We start from the raw sequence: 16,969 nt of genomic DNA, 5'->3' as shown, positions 1-16,969 counted from the left end.
GTCGATATCCTGGCTGCAGGGTGTAATTCGCCTGTGATGCGTATTTCTCTGTTGTGAATTTTACCGAAGTTGCACGAAGTGCTATGAAAACCGGTGCAGTAAGCGCTGGCTTTCTTACCGATTGAACTCAGGTCACAGGTTCTTCCACTGTTCGGCCAGTATTTCGAGCCTGGTCAATCTTTTGTTCCTGCTTGAATGCACTGATTTGCCTGAGTGCCTGGCGTAGAAAACCGTCGGATTTTTCCAAGGCGCTTCCGGCATCGTGACGGTTCAGGCCGCTCAATATCATCATGATGGCCAGTTTGGCATTGTGCTCACATTCCTCGAGTACACGATCTGCCTCCGCCAGCTCCACACCGGTGGCTTCCATCACAATTCGGCGGGTGCGGCTCACCAGTTTTTCATTGGTCGCTTTGACATCCACCATCAAATTATAAAAGCTCTTGCCAATGCGGATCATGCTGGCGGTTGTCAGCATATTCAGTACCAGCTTCTGTGCCGTACCGGCTTTCATCCGTGTAGAGCCGGTTAACACTTCCGGGCCGACTTCGGGGAGGATCGCGATGTCTGCTTCAGTGGCGATGGCTGCGGATTTATTGCAGGAAAGTGCTACGGTGGTACAGCCCAGGGCGCGGGCGTAGCGCAGTCCGCCAATAACATAGGGCGTGCGACCGCTGGCGGCGATGCCGACAACCACGTCATTTTCCGTCAGTTGAATCTTGCGGAGATCTTCACCAGCGAGGGTTAGGCTGTCTTCCGCTCCTTCCTGGGCGCGATAGACAGCCTCTTCGCCGCCGGCGATCAGCGCAACCACCATCTTCTCACTGACGCCATAGGTGGGTGGGCACTCTACCGCATCCAGAATACCAAGCCGGCCACTGGTGCCTGCCCCGATATAAACGAGCCGCGCGCCGCGTTTAAAGGCTTCCGCGATGGCATCGACGGCCCGTGCGATTTGGGGGATTTCGCGGTGAACCGCGGCGGGTACTTCCCGATCCGCCGCGTTGATCTTTTCCAGAATCTGCTCACTCGGCAAGAGATCGATGTCCAGGGTGTCTGCGTTGCGCGCCTCGCTGGCGAGGGTAGCCAACTCATTGATCAGTTGCGTATTCATGCTTGGTTGTTCCTTGATGCTCTTGGGGGATACGCCCCATTCATCTAATGTTCTTTAGCACTGACGGCGACCAGGGTTCAGCGGAGTGGGTCGATGCTGAGCACTAGTGCTTTCTGTCGTGCCAGCATACAGGCGCCGTCCAGTGCGGTTCCCAAGGGTGGGATTTGTCGCTGTTGATGTTCGGGGTGCAAATGCGGACTCAGCTTGTCCGCGAGACCGCCAAGAATGGCCAGTGGTAAATTCTCGTCCCCACTGGCAGCCTGAATCAGGCGATCGACTTCTGTGGCGGTTTTTCCAATGATGTCCCGTGCCAGTGGGCATTCTGGAAGGTGACTGAACACAGCCGGGGCCAGCGCCGCATATTCTCGGGATCCAGCCCGCTGTAGCCATGGCAGGATTTGCGCGCGCTGTTCCCCAACTTCGGTCATCACCTGCTGGCAAAGTGCGCTCACGGCCTTGCCGTGGGTGTCCAGCTCCCAAAGCAGTGCGCGTACCAAGCTCTTGCCAATGGCGGCGCCGCTGCCTTCATCGCCCACTGCCAGTCCCCACCCCCCGAACTGACGGATTTCTCCATCGCGCCCGAGGCGCATCGCCACCGAACCGGTGCCAATCGCCACCATTACAATCGGGGTCCCAGCACCGGCACCCAGCAGCGAAGTCTGTGCGTCCGACGCGATCTGCACACTGGCAAATCCCAGTGCGCAAAGGCGCTGTCGAAGTTTTTCTGCGGAAGTCGGATTGCCGGCGCCGGCGACACCGCAGGCCAGATGCACCTGGTTGGGGTGAACCCGCTCCCGCGCCAGTACCTGCCGGCTCAGGCCGGCAATATTGTTGATCGCTCCGTCTAGGTCCTGGGTCAGTGAGCTTGCACCGGACTTGAGCGTGAGTCGCTCACCGTGCGCGTCCTCAAGGCGGGCCAGTGTCTTTGTGCCACCACCATCTATCCCTAGAAAATATCCGTTCATGGTTGCGTACGTTGGTTATCCATTGGCTGTGGTCTGACTGCGGATGATTGCGTTGTCCGCTGAGAGCTCGGGAGATGGCTTACCCAGGTTGCACACTGCAAAGGAAGCCAGCGTGCCCAAACAAAGCTGCCAGGGGAACGCGATAACGAACGGATCGTCCGTGCCGGTGAGCAGGGTGATCATCCAGGGTTGCTGAAGCAGCGTCACCACAAACCCGACAACCAGGGCCCAGCCGACACTGCCGGCGTTGCCGCGGCCGGTAAACAGGGCGGTGAAAAATACACCCAGCAGTCCCGAGTAGGCGAAGACCATCACTGACAGTGCGAAGGTGATTAGCGGCAGGTCGCTCATCTGTTGCCAGTAAAAACACAGTATTGCCATGCCGCCCAAGGTGCTTGCCACAATCGCCATGCCCCAGCGCCCGGCACGCACGAAATGCGCGGCCGGCTTTTGTACCTTGCGCTGACTTAACCAGTGCCGGTACAGGTCTTCCGTGAGCACGCTGGCCATGGAATTGAGACTGGAATTGAGCGTGGACAGTGCCGCAGCAATCACACCAATGGTGACCAGGCCGCGCAGACCGGCGGGCATTTCATGCAACACGTAGTGCATAAATACGGTGACATCGCCACCGCTAGGTTTAGACACATTGGCGCCGGCCATCAATTCAGGGGACTGGTAAAAAATATGCAGCAGCAAGCCGATACCCATGAAAACGGCCATGACCGGTACCACCATGACCACGGAATACAGCACTGCACGGGCGCCATCGCGGGGGGTTTTGCAGGTAAGAATGCGCTGAGTAACATCCTGGTCGAGGCCGAAGGCCGCAATGTTCAACAGTACAAAACCGGTTAGCGTGGCCCAGAGATTAAACGGGTCACTCAGGTCCCAGCGGGTATCGACCAGCGTGAGTTTGGAAGCCCCGCCATCGGATGGGGCGGCGAGTGCCCCAACAATTTGACCCAGATCAGCGGGAATTTGCCAGAGCAGCACTGCCACTACCGCAATCGCGGCACTGACGTAAACTGCGCACTGCAGTACATCGCTCTGAATCACCGAGCGCACGCCCCCGATCAGCGTCTGTAACAAGCCTGCCGCACTGAGTAGAATGACGGCGGCAATGACGTGGTTTGCGGCAATGTCGTTAAACAGAATCATGGATACCGCGATGGCTGCCATATACAGACGTGCGCCACTGGCAAACACCCGGCCGAGCAGATAAATACCGCCGGCGCGATGTTTCGCTCGCTCCCCGAAGCGGGATTGCAGTAATTCGTAAACGGTCGTGACGCGATTGGCGTAGAAGCGCGGTATTAGATAGCGGGCAACGATGATTGCGGCAATCACTGCGCCGACATTGGTGAACAGGTAGGTAAGGTCACCGCGATATCCCAGGTCCGGTCCGCCGAGAAACGTGGCGGCGGATTGCGTGGTCGCCAAAGTGGAAATGGCGACCATCCACATCGGCATGCTGTTTCGGGCCAGGAAGTAATCGCGGCTATCTTTTGTGCGGCGCTGGCTGAAGTGCCAGCCGGACGCGGCCAGTAATGCCAGGTAAAGCGCGAAAATTCCCCAGTCCAGACCGGTAAACTGCAGTTCCATCATTCGACTCTCAGTTTCCCGCAGCTATGGGCAGTCGGGATAATTATTTATTCCTGTTATTCTATTCAATTGGTATCATTTATTCTTATGGGGTGCAAAGCATTTTCCATCGGTGGTACCGATAGTGGTAACCTGACTGGCAGCTGAGGTACCCGATGAGCGGCCCGGGGTTTTGGGCATTGTTACATTTGTCGCGTTGAACACTGCGACACCGAGATAGACCGTAGTTATGGGATCACTGGCCAAAATCCGCGCAATGCGCGACTCCATGTCAAATCACGAGCGTCGTATTGCCGATTTTCTCCTGAATAATGTGGAAATCGTGCGCTCGCATTCATCAAAAGCCCTTGCGGAACAAGTGGGGGTTTCCCAGTCGAGTGTCGTCAAGTTCAGCCAGAAGCTGGGTTATAAAGGTTATTCGGACTTCAAGCTTTCGCTCAGTGAGTCCGTGGCCCGCTCAGCAATGTTGCCTCAGGCGATTCATGGTGACATTGCTTCAGATGATGATCCGGCTACGGTCGCTCGAAAGCTCATTAGCCGGAAGAATATGGCCCTGAATGAAACGGTGATGGCCAACTCGGAAGATGCGTTGATCCGCTCTGCGGAGGCTTTGCGAACGGCGCAGCGAATACTGTTGTTTGGGGTGGGTGCGTCCTCATTAGTGGCTCGGGATATTGCTTATAAGCTGATGAAACTGGGCAAGTCGGTGCTGATCGAAAGTGACACCCATGTGCAAGTGGCCAATGCTGCAACGCTTGGTGAAGGTGATCTGGTTTTTGCGATTTCTGAGTCTGGAACCACGCAAGACGTAGTCAGGGTTGCACAGGCTGGCGTTGCCCAGGGTGCTGAAGTTTTGTCTCTGACCCGCTTTACCCGGAATCCACTGACTGAATTGGCGACCTTTCCTCTCTACTGTGTGGCAAACGAAACGGAGGCGCGCAGTTCATCCATCCTTGCACGCACCGCACAGTTTATGGTCATTGACCTTCTGTTTATTCTCATTTCCCAGAGAGACCGAAAAGCCAATGAACTGTTTGAGCGCAGCCGGCAGGCGGTTGAAGTGTTGAGACACCATTCCAAGTGATGATCAGTCATTGTGGGGCGCTGAGTGGCGGTTCCGCGTTTGGGGATGAAAATTCCGGTTGAATTGTGCGGCAAGGAATAATATATTCTTATTGTCCGCTAGCATTTGGAATTATTACTTTTGTGGTGAGCCCGGTCTCGCGGACTCTGGTTTTGGTCATCGAACTTCGGTTTACCCTGGCCAAGGCCGTTCACCTTGTACTTCCAATTCGGATTTCCTCTTGTTGAATTGGCATTGGAGCCCTATTTGGGCTCCGGTTTTTTCCCTTCACTCGGCGGCGAATTCTGGCTCCCTATCGGTTTATCCTGGGCTGTTAGTTTTCCGGCGAAACACGCCAAAGAAAATAGAAATTAGTGCGGCGATTCCCAATAGCCAGCAGTAATGGATACTGCCCGCCAGGGCCAGTGGCGAAACCTTGGCCAGTGAGGAGGCCAGTAGTATCTGGGCACCGTAGGGCAGCAGGCCCTGTACGGTACAGGAGTAGATGTCTAACAAGCTGGCGCTGCGCCGTGGATCGACACCGTAGCGGTTGGCCATGTTTCTGGCGAGCTGGCCGGTAAGCAAAATCGCAACGGTATTGTTGGCGGTGCAGACATTGGTTACGGCAACCGCGGCGCTGATGCCCAGCTCCCCGGTTTTCCGTCCGGGGGTGCCGCCGCCCCTGAGGCGGCTGATTCGATCGATCTGCTGCTCCAGCCACGCAATACCTCCGCCGGCGCGCATCAGTGCGCCGAGGCCGCCGATCATCAGTGACAGGATCAGGATTTCCTGCATACCGGTGTAGCCGGCGTAAATGTCTTTGGAAAATCCAATGATGGAGTAATCTGGTTGCAGCGCCATGCCAATCGCGCCCGCCAACAAAATTCCCACAAACAATACCAGCAGCACGTTCACACCGCTTACCGCCAGTACAAGTACCAGAAGGTACGGCAGCACCCGGATCAGCTCGTAGTCTCCGGGCGCGGATACCTGTGCGGTGCTGCCGGCAAAGTACAGCCAGATCAGGGCCACAATGGCGGCGGGGAGGGCAATCAGCAGGTTCATGCGGAACTTATCGCGCATTTTTACCCCCTGGGTGCGGGTGGCGGCGATGGTGGTGTCGGAAATAATCGACAGGTTGTCGCCAAACATGGCACCGCCCACCACCGTGCCAATGGTCAGCAGCATGGGTAATTCGGTGGCATCACTGAGGCCCGCCGCGATGGGTGCAATCGCCGCAATAGTGCCCATGGACGTTCCCATGGCGGTGGCCACAAACGCAGTGATCAGAAACAGGCCCGGCAGCACCAGCGTGGGGGGAATCACACTCAGGCCGAAGTTCACGGTGGCATCCACACCACCCGCGGCCTTGGCGACGCTGGCGAATGCGCCCGCAAGAAGGTAGATAAGCACCATGGTGACGATGGTTGGGTCGCCCACTCCGTGCACGAACGTATCGATACGGCGGCTGAGTGGCCCATGCGCAAGCAGGATTGCCAGGGCGATGGCCGGCAGGATCGCGACCGGTGCGGAAACCTGATAGAACGCCATGTCCACGCCCTGTGTCTGAAACCAGAGTCCGGCACCAACAAAGAGCGCAAGAAACAGGGCCAGTGGTAGTAGGGCGATGGCAGAGGGGCTGGGTGCTGGTGTGGGCGATTGTTGAGATGATTGAGGTGTCATGGATACCGCTGTTACCGCATTTTTCCGTGGGGGAGTGCCGACACCGCATAGGGTGCAACGTGAAAAAAGGCGCGGATTTTAAACAGTATAGCGGGCAGAGGCTAACCGATTCGCGGGTGGAGCCTGATGGGTGCCGGTGACGCTTGAGCCGACCGGCGATACCTGTGTTGTCGGCGGGCTCTGCGTGGCATAAAAAAAGCCCGGGGGTTTTCGCCCCCCGGGCTTTTTCAACGCTTGCCCCGGTTCAGGGACGAGTGATTAGCTTTGTACCTGGTTCAGTGCTGGCTCCTGCGCAGGTTTGCCGCCCAGGCGGCGTGCCACCGCGGCTTTTGTGCGTGCCCCCAGCTGGTGGATATCCACCCCAATAGCGTACATGGCGGGCACCAGCAGCAGGGTGACAAAGAAGGCGACAAATACACCGAATGCCAGAGCCACCACAATGGGTTTCAGGAAGGCCGCCTGAATGCTGCGCTCCAGCATCATGGGCACCAGGCCGACAATGGTGGTGACGGTGGTCAGCAGGATGGGACGGAAGCGCGCCACACCGGCTTCGACGATGGCCTTCAGGGGCTCCATGCCTCTGTCACGCAGTCGATTGCAGTGGTCCATCAACACCAGGTTGTCATTGACGACCACCCCGGCCGCCGCGGCGATACCAAAGTAGCTGAAAATGGCCATGGTCATGCCCATCACGGCGTGTCCGAAAATGGCGCCCACGAACGCGAAGGGAATCGCGATCAGGATCAGGATCGGCTGCGAGTAGCTGCGGAAGGCAATGGCCAGCAGGCTGTACATCGCGAAGAACGCCATGGTGTAGAGACCGAGTACTTCCTGGATAAAGCGCTTTTCGCCCTCGGCCTGGCCCACAGCACCGCGGGAGATACCCGGGTAGCGTTTTTCCCAGTCGGGGAAGAAGTTCTCTTCCAGGTCCTTCATGATCTCACCGCGCACCTCCTCTTTCAGGTCCGCCATCACCCGCGCCGCGCGGCTGCCATTCCAGCGTTGGATGCGCTTGATGCCCGGGGCGTACTCCAGCTCGGCAACCGCCAGCAGTGGCAATTCACGGCCATCGTTTGTTCGCACACGGAAATCCTTCAGGCTCTCGATGGAGCGGCGAGACTCCAGCGGGTAACGCACCATGACTTTCACATCTTGTCCGGCGCGGGGCAGGCGCTGTACCTCTTCCCCGAAATAGGCCTGACGAACTTGGCGGTTGACGTCTGCCAGGGTAAGCCCGAGCTTGGCGGCACCGGGTTTCAAGTCGATGCGGATTTCCTCGGAGGCGCCCTCAAGATTGTTGCGTACATCGTACAGGCTCTCGTAGGTGCGCAGCTTTGTTTCCAGTTCTGCGGTGGCCTCGCGCAGCACATCCAGATCCGGGTGACGGATGGAAAGCTCGAAGCCCGGGCCATTATTATTGAAGGAATACTGCACCGAGACTTCCTTGGCATCTGGAATGTCACCCAGCAATTCGCGCAACCGCAGCGCGGCGTCCTTGGCAGACATATCGCGTTCTTCCGGCGGCGCCAGCTGAACAATGGCCATCACGCTGTCGCGACGAGAGCGGGTATACCAGTTTTCGATCAGGTGGCCGGATTGCCCCTGTTCTGCGGCGCGCTGGTTGACTTCTTGTTCCAGGCGCTTTTCCGCATCTTGCAGTTGTGCCAGCACTTCCAGGGCGCGGCTGTAGGGGGCGCCTTCGGGCATCACCACATTGACGATGACCTGGTCAGATTCGATTTCCGGCATAAAGCTTTTCTTCACCCAGCCATTGCCGAACATGCCAAACCCGATCATCAGCACCGCGATGAAAATACTTACCATCAGGTAGCGACGATTAACTGCCCACTGGCCGATACGGCGATAGTGGTGCTGCGCAAAGTAAACGATGCGGTCAGCGATACCTTTCTGGATGCGTCCAAAGCGGCCGAGGTTGGTGCGCGGCTTCAGGTTGTTCAGGTGCGCCGGCAGGATAAACAGGGACTCGATCAGGGAAAATAACAGCGCGAGTATGACGACCCAGGTGATGTGCCGGGTGAATTCACTGGTAGAGCCGCTGATGAAAATCCACGGCAGGAATGCGAGCACGGTAGTGACGACAGCAAATACGACCGGCTTTGCCACCAGCTGCGTGCCCAGTGTCGCCGCGTTCAGGCCGCCCCCAGGGTGCTGGTGCTCGGGGTTGTGGGATTCACTGTGAATGCTTTCCCCCACCACGATGGCGTCGTCGACCACGATCCCCAGTACCAGCAGGAAGGCAAATGTGGACAGCATATTCAGGGAAACCCCCACACTGGGGAGCAGCACAAAGGCGCCCGCATAGGCGGTGGCGATACCGATGGCAACCCAGAACGCGACCTTCGGGCGCAGACTGAACACCAGAACCAGCAACACCAGCAACAGGCCTTGCAGCGCCGATTTACTGATGGTCTCCATACGACCCTTGAAGGCCTCGGCGTTGTCAGTCCAGAGCGTGAGCTTGGCGCCTGCGGGCAGGGAATCAGTGCGCTCGCCGATCCATTTACGGATGCTGTCTGAGGCCGTGACAATGTCCATGATTTCTGTGGTCATGACCTGCAGCAGCACGGCGGGCTCGCCGTTGAGGGTGGCGAGAATCTCCTGGTCTTCAAAACCATCGACCACCGTGGCCACATCGCCCAGGCGAATGGTGCCGCCATCACTGGTCTGGCGCACGATGATGTTGGAAAAATCCCGCTGGGTGTCGGCCTGGTTGCGTACCTTGAGCTGATAGGTGCCTGCTTCCGTGCGTACGGAACCCGAGGACTGGTTGATCGAGCTTTTGCGTACCGCGTCTGCGATCTCCTGGAAGGTGAGGCCGTAGCGGTACAGTGCCTCTTCGCTCACCTCAATGGAAACCTCTTCCATGCGCGTGCCGAAGAGCTCCACCACAGAAATAGCCGGCAGCGCCGCTACTTCACGGCGCAGCTGCTCCGCCAGTCGCTTGAGTTCGCGCTCCCCGAGGTCACCATGCACGGCGACGCGGATAAACTCCTGACGGTTCACCCACTGGTGAACCTGGGGTGGTTCGATATCCCGGGGGAAGGAGGAAATACCGTCGATGCGAATTTTCACATCGTTCATGAAACGGGAAAAATCCACACTGGTTTCCGCGAGGATATACACCTCGCCCACGCCCTCGGCGGAGGTCGAGCGCACCCAGTCGATGTTGTCGAGGTCGCTCACCGCCTCTTCAATACGGGCGACGATCTGCTCCTCGACTTCCTGTGGTGCCGCGCCGGGCCAGGAAACCCGAATCTCCAGGCCAGGAAAGCGCACCTGCGGGTCCATTTCCCGCTCCATGCTCATGAATCCGATCATGCCGGCGACGAAAATGCCGATCATTGCGAGGTTGGCGGCCACAGGGTTGCGTGCCCACCATGCGATTAAACTGTTCATCGGTGGGCTCCGTTAGTTTCTGGCCAGCTGGGTAATGGGCTGCACTTTCATTCCATCCACCGCATTGGCGACGGCAGAGATCACCACGCGTTCACCGTCGGCGAGACCGCCGTCGATCACCACTCGGTCCTCGGACGTGGACAGCACATCCACGGTGCGGATACGCAGTTCGTCGCTTTCAGTGACGACATACACCTTGTCGGCATTGCGCAGCGCTTCACGGGGAACCACAACGGCCGTGCGTGCCTGGGTACTTTCGGCTTCGGCGGTAACAAACAGGCCGACAGCCAGCGGCATGCCATTGCTCGCGCCCTTGCCATAGGGGTCTTTGACTTCGGCAACGGCGTAGATGAGCCGGGTTTGCTGGTCTACGGCCGCCTGGGTTCTGACGATGCGGCCACGCCAGTGTTGCCGGTCAGCGCCAATCTGGGCTGACAGGGTGACTTCCGGGCCCGGCGTTTTTTCGCTGGCAACAAAGCCCATGGGGAGGTCCAGCTCCATGAGTTGTGCATCGGTCAGTGGCAAGCGGATCTCAACCCGGTCTGTGGCGAATACATGGCCGAGTACCGTGCTGGGGGTAACATACTGCCCGACACCGATTGCGCGCGAGGCTACGCGACCGCGAAATGGCAATTGAATTTTGGTGCGTGCCAGGTTGAGCTTGGCATCGGCAAGCTCGGCCTTTGCCGAGCGCAGGTTGGCTTCGGCTTCCAGTACCTGGGGCTTGTTGACCTGAAGTGGCGTGGGTTCTTTGTTCGGGTTGAGGTCGAGCCACTGCTGGCGCTTGATCGAGGCGGCGGCGCGGGCCTGGAGCAGCAGCACTTCAGCCCGGGCAACGCCCGCTTCCGCGCGGGTGACCGCGAGTCGATAGTCGGAGTCGTCGATTTGCAGCAGAGTCTCGCCGGGCTCGAATCCAGCGCCCTCAGAGAAGCTGGATGAAACGGATACAACACGGCCGGATACAGCCGGGGTAAGGTCAATTTCCGTGTGTGGGCGCACCTCGCCCTGAGTGGCGACGGTCAGGTGCACCGACTCTTCCCTGGCCTCGCGGTAGGCGAGTGAAACCAGGCGTTGCTCGTGTTCCTTTTTCTCGGGGGCTGGCTTGGACGCCGACATCAGTTGCACCGCGCCAAAGCCCAGGATCAGGACAGCGACGGGTGCCGCCGCCTTAAAATATTTTTTGTTCATCGGTTTCATCTTGCCTGTTGTGATTTTTCCGCCAACTGTCCCGTTGGTGTGTGATGCTCATAAAACAACGGAACCGCAAAGCCTGACAACGGGGGTGGCGTCAGACCGAGTGTGTTCAGCGGCGAATGCCATTTGCTAACACTGTTACTGACCGGCTCACGTGGTGATTCGGATGCAGTACTCCGAAAATATTTTTTAAAAGAGGGCTTTCGCGTCTGCTGGACGGCTCGTTTCAGGGTTGGAGTTGCGCGGGTGCGGGAGCTAAAGTGTTTGTGCTCTGAAATGAACAAACAGGAAAAGCCATGAAGTCACTATACGGAATTGCCATAGGGTCACTGCTGTTGTGCGTGGGTGCGCATGCTCAGCAGGCAGCCGCGGAGAAATTCGCCATCGCGATTCACGGCGGCGCCGGCACGATTGAGAAATCCAGTATGACCCCCGAAAAAGAAGCGGCGTACCGGGCCAAGCTCGAAGAGGCACTGAATGCGGGGTACCGGATACTGGAGCAGGGTGGTGCCAGCCTGGATGCAGTGGTGGCGGCGGTCAACGTGATGGAAGATTCACCGTTGTTCAATGCCGGCAAAGGTGCGGTGTACACCTATGACGGGACCCACGAGCTGGATGCGTCGATCATGGATGGCCGCAATCGCCAAGCCGGCGCCGTGGCCGGGGTCAAGCGTGTGGCGAACCCGATCAACCTGGCGCGCATGGTGATGGAGGATTCCCCATTCGTCATGCTGGCAGGGGCGGGTGCGGAGTCGTTTGCCAAGAGTCGGGGAGTGCCCATGGTGGACAATAAAACCTTCGACACCGAAGAGCGCCGCGAGCAACTGGAGCGGGCGAAGAAGAAGCTCGATGAAGAAAATCAGCAGGACAAGGATTACCGCGCCGCGGTGGACGCGCTACCGGCACCATACCGCATGGGCACGGTGGGTGCGGTAGCTCTGGACAAGCATGGGAACCTGGCCGCGGCCACCTCGACCGGCGGTATGACAGCCAAGCGTTACGGCCGTATTGGCGATGCGCCGATCATCGGTGCCGGCACCTTTGCTGACAACACCTCTTGTGCGGTTTCTGCCACCGGGCATGGTGAATACTTTATCCGCTATAACGTGGCGGCGGACATCTGTACCCGGGTCGCCTATCAGGGCAAGTCGGTCGCGGCTGCGGCGGATGAGGTCATCAACCAGGTGCTGCGGCCCATTGGTGGCACCGGCGGAGTGATTGTGCTGGATGCCAAAGGCAATATCGCGCTCACCTTCAATACCAAGGGCATGTACCGCGGTAGCCGGGCGGCGGGGCAGAAGCCTGAAGTCGCCATTTTTGGTCATTGATCGGTGTTGGCGCGGCGAGATTGGAAGATGGCGCCCCCGGGTGGACTCGAACCACCAGTCCGGACTTAGGAGGTCCGTGGTTTATCCTGTTAACCGACGGGGGCCGCAGAAAGGGCGGACATTCTAGCGACTGTAGCCCTGCGTGTCATGGGCCGGGATCGAGAGATTCCGGCCCTTCGTTTATTCGGCGATTACGTCGCCCAAAATGCCGGTTCTGACGCCGGCTCAAGCTCGCTGTAACCAAGGGTAACGAAGGGATGCCGGTGGTTACCGGAATGCACCGGTCTGGGGCGTGGGAGCGGTGACTCTGTCAGAGAAAAACTTGAGGAAAATTGTCGCTATTTGGTCATAAAAAGCAGGTATTTTTGCGCCAGCTGCGGTGTGTTGGGGAGAGGCTTTTCCCGTCACTCGGCGGCGCGGATGTTGGTGGTGTAACCGCGTGAAAAAACTTGTTTCCGCGGTGCAAAAGGTGCTTGACCGGAGAAGTCCGGGCTGGCTAATCTGCAGCTGCACAACAAAAACAGACAACGTGTTTCTGCCCTGGCAGATCGAGATTATGGAGTTTTCTATGAGCGGCAACGTTATCGAAAATGACATGGATTTTGATGAAGGTGATTCCTCTCTGGTCGAGGAACTGCTGTATACACCTCAGAGCCCAAGGGATGCTCGCCGTATGGTCGAAGACCGACTGGAGGAGATGCGTCTCAGGCGGGAGCTGATGGATTATCAGTACGAGTTCTAAGTCGGGTTGAATCAACAGGCCTTTTAGCACCAATCGGGGGAATGCCCGAGTTTATCTTACCGAAACACTGCCGGGTCTTTGTGAGCGTTGCGTTTCTCACGCCGCGGCAGCTCCCCAAAGGGTGCCTCTGGCACCCTTTTTCATTGCGTGGGCACGGGGTTTATCCAGCTCGCACCACCTCAAAAGCTGCTGGTTTGCACGCCCCCGTCACGGGTGTATATTGGGGTGGTTTAGTCAGGAAAGGGAAGGAAAAAGGACCTTCAGATGGTGGTTTCCGACAGGTTTGAAAGCAAGGTTTCATCGGTCTTCTCCGACAGCGGAGGCGATCTGGTTATTCGTGTTACGGGGAATTTTGATTTCAACATGCACCGGGAGTTTCAGCGTGCTTATCGGAATGTGAGCCCGCCCCCCGAGCGCTTTCTGGTGGACCTCTCCGAGACGGATCACCTGGACAGCGCGGCCCTGGGAATGCTGTTACTGCTGCGGGACTATTGCGCCGAGCTCGGCTCTGGTGGTGTTCAGCCCACGGTGGAGCTGCTGAATGCAAATGCGCACGTCTCCCACATCCTTTCCGTGTCCAATTTTGATCGTATTTTCAGCATCCGCTAAGGGGGCTCGTTCCTGATGCCTTCCTTCCGGGTGTTGATTGTCGAGTCCGATACCTGCGAGATGGCGGAGCTGTGCCAGTTGATCGAGAGCTGGGAGTACGCCAGTTCCAGTGGCGACACGCTGCCTGCATCGCTACACACGTCCCATTCGGTGCTTGCGGCACTGGACGCCTATAACGAAGTTCAACCCCATCTGGTCATTTTTGGCCCGCAGGCCGCGGCAACGGCCACCGCCGCAGAAATCCGCCGGCTGCGCCAAAGCGGCGGTGTCGAACCGGTACCGATCCTTTTCGTGCAGGACCTGACCGGTCTGGAATCCTCGCCTGCGCCTCCCACCCTGTGCGACGACATCCTCACCAAACCCTATAGCTTGCCCCTGGTGCAATTGAAGCTCGCCTCCATACGCCGTTTCGGTGAATTTAATCGCTCCCTGATGGCGCAGCGGGACCGGTTGCGGCGGCACCATGCGGACTTTCTGCAGGAGCAGGCCAGCGCACGGGAGATTTTCGGCAACCTGGGCAACGAAAGTTGCCTGGATGATACGCCGGGCATTCGTTACCACCTGTCACCGCGAGCAGTATTGAACGGCGATCTGTTGGCCGCGACCCATACCCCGGATGGCAAGCTGGTGCTAATGCTGGGGGATTTTTCCGGCCACGGGCTGGCCGCGGCGGTGGGAGCGGTGCCCCTGACCTCGATTTTTTACTCGATGATCCCCCGGGGCTTTGCCATGAGCCGGGTGCTGCGGGAGATCAATCGCAAGCTGTACAGCATTCTTCCCCGTCAAATGTTTTGTTGTCTGGCGATGCTGGAACTGGATCCTCGTCGCCAACACCTGCGTCTTCTCAATGCCGGCATGCCGAGTCCGTGCCTCAAGCGCAGCAGCGGAGAGCTGTACATGCTGGAGTCGCGCCATTTACCCCTGGGGGTGCTTTCCTCTGACCAGATCGATACGGCGATTGTGAATGTTCGTGTGCGGCCGGGTGACCGCCTGTTCCTGTGGAGCGACGGTATTCACGAAGCCCGGAACAGCCAGGGGGAGCATTTTGGTGAGAGCCGACTGCTCAATCTGCTGCGTGAGGACAATGGGGACGACGCACAGTCGTTCGACCGGATTCTGGTCGCGGTGAACGCGCACGCAGCAGAGCAGCACGATGACCTTTCGCTTGTGGAGCTGGACCTCACCCACCCCTCATTGCGGAAAACGGACTTGCCCGCGCTCGGGAATGGGGAGGGGCGCAAGGGTGGTCGGGTAGGTGAGTGGTCCATACAGCTCACCTTGTCCCATGAAGAGCTGCGGACGACGGATCCGCTGCCCCACTTGTTGAGTGTGCTGGTGCAGATGCCCGGTGCGGTGCGGTTTCAGGAAGATCTCGCCATTGCCCTCGGCGAGCTGTTTCGCAATGCCCTTGAGCATGGTGTGTTGGAGCTGGATTCGGCCATCAAGTCCACCGATGAAGGTTTTGTGCACTATTACGACCTGATGGCCCAGCGTCGTGGTCAACTGGACGAGGGTTGGGTGCGCATCTCGCTCAGCAGTAGTGAGGGTGACTCGGGTGGGGAGTTGACGCTGGTCGTCGAGGATAGTGGCTCCGGGTTCCCGGAGGTGCGGGAGGCCGCCGGTGCTTACGCCGGCCGCGGGCTCAAGTTGCTGCAAACGGTCTGCGAAGAAGTTCGTTTCGAGCCTGGTAGCAGCCGCATCGAGGCCACCATTCGCTGGGGAAAGGGGCCCGTCAGGGGCGATGCGGGCAAAACGCGTGGGAATGCCATGCAAAACCCGCCACTCCCGGTATAATGCCGCCTAGTTTTTCATCAGCTGCGGTGGGCGACGGTGCCTGGACATTCGGAATCAATGACAGAGGCAGTGGGCGATCGCGCGCTTTGCGCCCGCGACCTTGCCTGTGAGCGCGACGGACGCGTTCTGTTTGCCGGGCTCGGGTTCCGCCTCGAGCCCGGTATGGCCCTGCAAATCGTGGGCGCCAACGGTGCCGGCAAAAGTACCCTGATTCGCACCCTGATCGGCACCAGCTCCGATTACACCGGGAGCATCCTCTGGCAAGGTGTCCCGTTTCCCGAGGCCCTTCCTGCACTGCGTGCATCGCTGCTTTATATAGGCCACAACGCCGGCGTGCGGCGTGGTCTAAGCCCACTGGAGAACCTGGCCTGGTATGGGGCTTCAGCGGGCGATGCAATGTCGGCACTTGAGTCCGTTGGCCTGTATGGCTTCGAAGATGTGTTATGCCAGCAGCTCTCCGCCGGTCAGAACCGGCGGGTGGCTCTGGCGAGACTGTACCTGCCTGATGCCCCCTCGCTCTGGATTCTCGATGAACCTCTCGCGGCCCTGGACGTCGCCGGGGTTGCCAGCCTGGAAGCCCAGATGACCCGTCATTTGCAGCGTGGTGGCAGTGTGCTGCTGACGTCTCACCAGCCGGTGGCCGTGGCGCCGCTGCAAAAGGTTGATCTGGCGACTTTCCAGGTTCCCACGGAAGCGCTGCAGGAGCAGGGCTATGGGGGTTGATTCTGTGGCCGATACCTCCCGATATTCCGCGCAGGGCCAGACCGCGCCAGTAAGTGCGCCCAGCTTTTATACGCTGCTGCGCACCGAGTTTACCCTCGCGGTGCGGCAGCGCTCGGATATCGTCAATCCGTTGCTGTTCTTTGTCACGGTGTTGGCAATGATGCCGCTGGGAATCGGGCCGGAGCCGGACATGCTGGCGCGTATGGCGGCGGGCTTGATCTGGGTAATGGCGCTGCTGGCGACGCTGCTGTCTCAGGAGTCGCTGTTTCGTGGTGATTATGAGGATGGCTCACTGGAGCAGCTTGCTTTGCAGCCGCAGCCGCTGTACTTCCCGGTACTGGCGAAGGTGCTGGTGCACTGGGTGGTGACCGGGTTGCCACTGGCGGTGTTGTCGCCGTTGCTTGGCATGATGTTGAATCTGGGAGACGCGGGGTACTGGCCGCTGTTTGCCTCCCTTGCGATCGGTACGGCGACGTTGAGCCTGATTGGGGCCGTGGGGGCTGCCCTGACGGTGGCGCTGCGCCGCCCCGGGCTGTTGCTTGCGCTGATTATTATGCCGCTCTATGTGCCCGTGTTAATCTTCGGCACCGGAGCGGTGCAGGCGGCATTGGATGGGTACCCTTATGGCCCGCAAATGGCGATTCTTGGCGCAATTCTGGCGGCATCCGCGGCGCTGGCACCGCTGGCGGCCGCAGGCGCTATCCGCATCAGTCTCGAGAACTGACCGTTCTG

13 protein-coding genes and 1 tRNA gene are annotated in these 16,969 nt (G+C 58.8%); 7 read left to right on the top strand and 7 right to left on the bottom strand.

The genetic code is table 11. The features are described from left to right. Window positions 1-127 precede the first annotated feature (127 nt). The 3 genes from murQ to JF535_RS14080 all read right to left on the bottom strand — a co-directional run bounded on the left by murQ (window position 128) and on the right by JF535_RS14080 (window position 3,687). Entirely contained in the window at window positions 128-1,114 is a 987-nt protein-coding gene (murQ, locus tag JF535_RS14090) for an N-acetylmuramic acid 6-phosphate etherase (RefSeq protein WP_207003221.1), read from the bottom strand. Window positions 1,115-1,191: 77 nt separating this feature from the next. After that, the gene (locus JF535_RS14085; RefSeq protein ID WP_207003220.1) at window positions 1,192-2,079 is read right to left on the bottom strand and encodes a glucosamine kinase nucleotide-binding domain-containing protein; all 888 of its coding nucleotides are present in this window, start codon (window positions 2,077-2,079) and stop codon (window positions 1,192-1,194) included. 15 nt (window positions 2,080-2,094) lie between these two features. Further along, the gene (locus JF535_RS14080) at window positions 2,095-3,687 is read right to left on the bottom strand and encodes a sodium:solute symporter (protein WP_242523833.1); all 1,593 of its coding nucleotides are present in this window, start codon (window positions 3,685-3,687) and stop codon (window positions 2,095-2,097) included. Between the two features lie 226 nt (window positions 3,688-3,913). Between JF535_RS14080 and JF535_RS14075 the strand changes: the two genes are divergently transcribed. Continuing rightward, a complete protein-coding gene (locus JF535_RS14075) occupies window positions 3,914-4,768 on the top strand; it encodes a MurR/RpiR family transcriptional regulator (RefSeq protein WP_207003219.1) in 855 nt (284 codons plus the stop codon). A gap of 300 nt (window positions 4,769-5,068) precedes the next feature. Here the strand turns inward: JF535_RS14075 and JF535_RS14070 are convergent, their stop codons facing one another. The 3 genes from JF535_RS14070 to JF535_RS14060 all read right to left on the bottom strand — a co-directional run bounded on the left by JF535_RS14070 (window position 5,069) and on the right by JF535_RS14060 (window position 11,035). Beyond that, window positions 5,069-6,430 (bottom strand): Na+/H+ antiporter NhaC family protein, encoded by a 1,362-nt coding sequence (locus tag JF535_RS14070; RefSeq protein ID WP_207003218.1) that lies wholly within the window; start codon window positions 6,428-6,430, stop codon window positions 5,069-5,071. Window positions 6,431-6,688: 258 nt separating this feature from the next. After that, window positions 6,689-9,847 (bottom strand): efflux RND transporter permease subunit, encoded by a 3,159-nt coding sequence (locus JF535_RS14065; protein ID WP_207003216.1) that lies wholly within the window; start codon window positions 9,845-9,847, stop codon window positions 6,689-6,691. Between the two features lie 12 nt (window positions 9,848-9,859). After that, complete coding sequence (locus tag JF535_RS14060; protein ID WP_207003214.1) at window positions 9,860-11,035, bottom strand: efflux RND transporter periplasmic adaptor subunit; 1,176 nt, start codon at window positions 11,033-11,035, stop codon at window positions 9,860-9,862. Between the two features lie 302 nt (window positions 11,036-11,337). On the opposite strand from JF535_RS14060, the gene JF535_RS14055 reads away from it, so the two are divergent. Next, window positions 11,338-12,369, top strand: coding sequence for an isoaspartyl peptidase/L-asparaginase family protein (locus JF535_RS14055; RefSeq protein WP_207003212.1), 1,032 nt, complete (start codon window positions 11,338-11,340; stop codon window positions 12,367-12,369). A 28-nt stretch (window positions 12,370-12,397) separates the two neighbouring features. Here JF535_RS14055 and JF535_RS14050 read toward each other — a convergent pair. After that, window positions 12,398-12,473, bottom strand: a tRNA-Arg gene (locus JF535_RS14050). Window positions 12,474-12,937: 464 nt separating this feature from the next. On the opposite strand from JF535_RS14050, the gene JF535_RS14045 reads away from it, so the two are divergent. The 5 genes from JF535_RS14045 to ccmB all read left to right on the top strand — a co-directional run bounded on the left by JF535_RS14045 (window position 12,938) and on the right by ccmB (window position 16,961). After that, complete coding sequence (locus JF535_RS14045) at window positions 12,938-13,111, top strand: PA3496 family putative envelope integrity protein (RefSeq protein ID WP_207003210.1); 174 nt, start codon at window positions 12,938-12,940, stop codon at window positions 13,109-13,111. 264 nt (window positions 13,112-13,375) lie between these two features. Next, the gene (locus tag JF535_RS14040; RefSeq protein ID WP_207003208.1) at window positions 13,376-13,720 is read left to right on the top strand and encodes an STAS domain-containing protein; all 345 of its coding nucleotides are present in this window, start codon (window positions 13,376-13,378) and stop codon (window positions 13,718-13,720) included. A 15-nt stretch (window positions 13,721-13,735) separates the two neighbouring features. Then, window positions 13,736-15,514 (top strand): ATP-binding SpoIIE family protein phosphatase, encoded by a 1,779-nt coding sequence (locus tag JF535_RS14035; protein ID WP_207003206.1) that lies wholly within the window; start codon window positions 13,736-13,738, stop codon window positions 15,512-15,514. Window positions 15,515-15,571: 57 nt separating this feature from the next. Further along, complete coding sequence (gene ccmA / locus JF535_RS14030) at window positions 15,572-16,237, top strand: cytochrome c biogenesis heme-transporting ATPase CcmA (protein WP_207003204.1); 666 nt, start codon at window positions 15,572-15,574, stop codon at window positions 16,235-16,237. Next, window positions 16,227-16,961 carry a heme exporter protein CcmB gene (ccmB, locus tag JF535_RS14025; protein WP_207003203.1) on the top strand — a complete coding sequence of 245 codons (735 nt, stop codon included), beginning with the start codon at window positions 16,227-16,229 and terminating at the stop codon, window positions 16,959-16,961. The genes ccmA and ccmB overlap by 11 nt, the downstream gene beginning before the upstream one ends. Window positions 16,962-16,969 lie beyond the last annotated feature (8 nt).

Origin of the sequence: Microbulbifer salipaludis (assembly GCF_017303155.1) — a bacterium.
In the GTDB taxonomy this organism is placed as follows: Bacteria; Pseudomonadota; Gammaproteobacteria; order Pseudomonadales; family Cellvibrionaceae; genus Microbulbifer; species Microbulbifer salipaludis.
The sequence above is the reverse complement of the archived record's forward strand: the minus strand, read 5'-3'. Positions and strand labels throughout refer to the sequence as shown.

What these genes read in the sequence shown, in the direction of transcription:
- JF535_RS14040 (WP_207003208.1), top strand. Translation starts at nt 13,376, where the DNA reads ATGGTGGTTTCCGACAGGTTTGAAAGCAAGGTTTCATCGGTCTTCTCC.
- JF535_RS14055 (WP_207003212.1), top strand. Translation starts at nt 11,338, where the DNA reads ATGAAGTCACTATACGGAATTGCCATAGGGTCACTGCTGTTGTGCGTG.
- JF535_RS14065 (WP_207003216.1), bottom strand. Translation starts at nt 9,847, where the DNA reads ATGAACAGTTTAATCGCATGGTGGGCACGCAACCCTGTGGCCGCCAAC.
- JF535_RS14085 (WP_207003220.1), bottom strand. Translation starts at nt 2,079, where the DNA reads ATGAACGGATATTTTCTAGGGATAGATGGTGGTGGCACAAAGACACTG.
- JF535_RS14080 (WP_242523833.1), bottom strand. Translation starts at nt 3,687, where the DNA reads ATGATGGAACTGCAGTTTACCGGTCTGGACTGGGGAATTTTCGCGCTT.
- JF535_RS14070 (WP_207003218.1), bottom strand. Translation starts at nt 6,430, where the DNA reads ATGACACCTCAATCATCTCAACAATCGCCCACACCAGCACCCAGCCCC.
- JF535_RS14045 (WP_207003210.1), top strand. Translation starts at nt 12,938, where the DNA reads ATGAGCGGCAACGTTATCGAAAATGACATGGATTTTGATGAAGGTGAT.
- ccmA (WP_207003204.1), top strand. Translation starts at nt 15,572, where the DNA reads ATGACAGAGGCAGTGGGCGATCGCGCGCTTTGCGCCCGCGACCTTGCC.
- JF535_RS14075 (WP_207003219.1), top strand. Translation starts at nt 3,914, where the DNA reads ATGGGATCACTGGCCAAAATCCGCGCAATGCGCGACTCCATGTCAAAT.
- JF535_RS14060 (WP_207003214.1), bottom strand. Translation starts at nt 11,035, where the DNA reads ATGAACAAAAAATATTTTAAGGCGGCGGCACCCGTCGCTGTCCTGATC.
- ccmB (WP_207003203.1), top strand. Translation starts at nt 16,227, where the DNA reads ATGGGGGTTGATTCTGTGGCCGATACCTCCCGATATTCCGCGCAGGGC.
- JF535_RS14035 (WP_207003206.1), top strand. Translation starts at nt 13,736, where the DNA reads ATGCCTTCCTTCCGGGTGTTGATTGTCGAGTCCGATACCTGCGAGATG.
- murQ (WP_207003221.1), bottom strand. Translation starts at nt 1,114, where the DNA reads ATGAATACGCAACTGATCAATGAGTTGGCTACCCTCGCCAGCGAGGCG.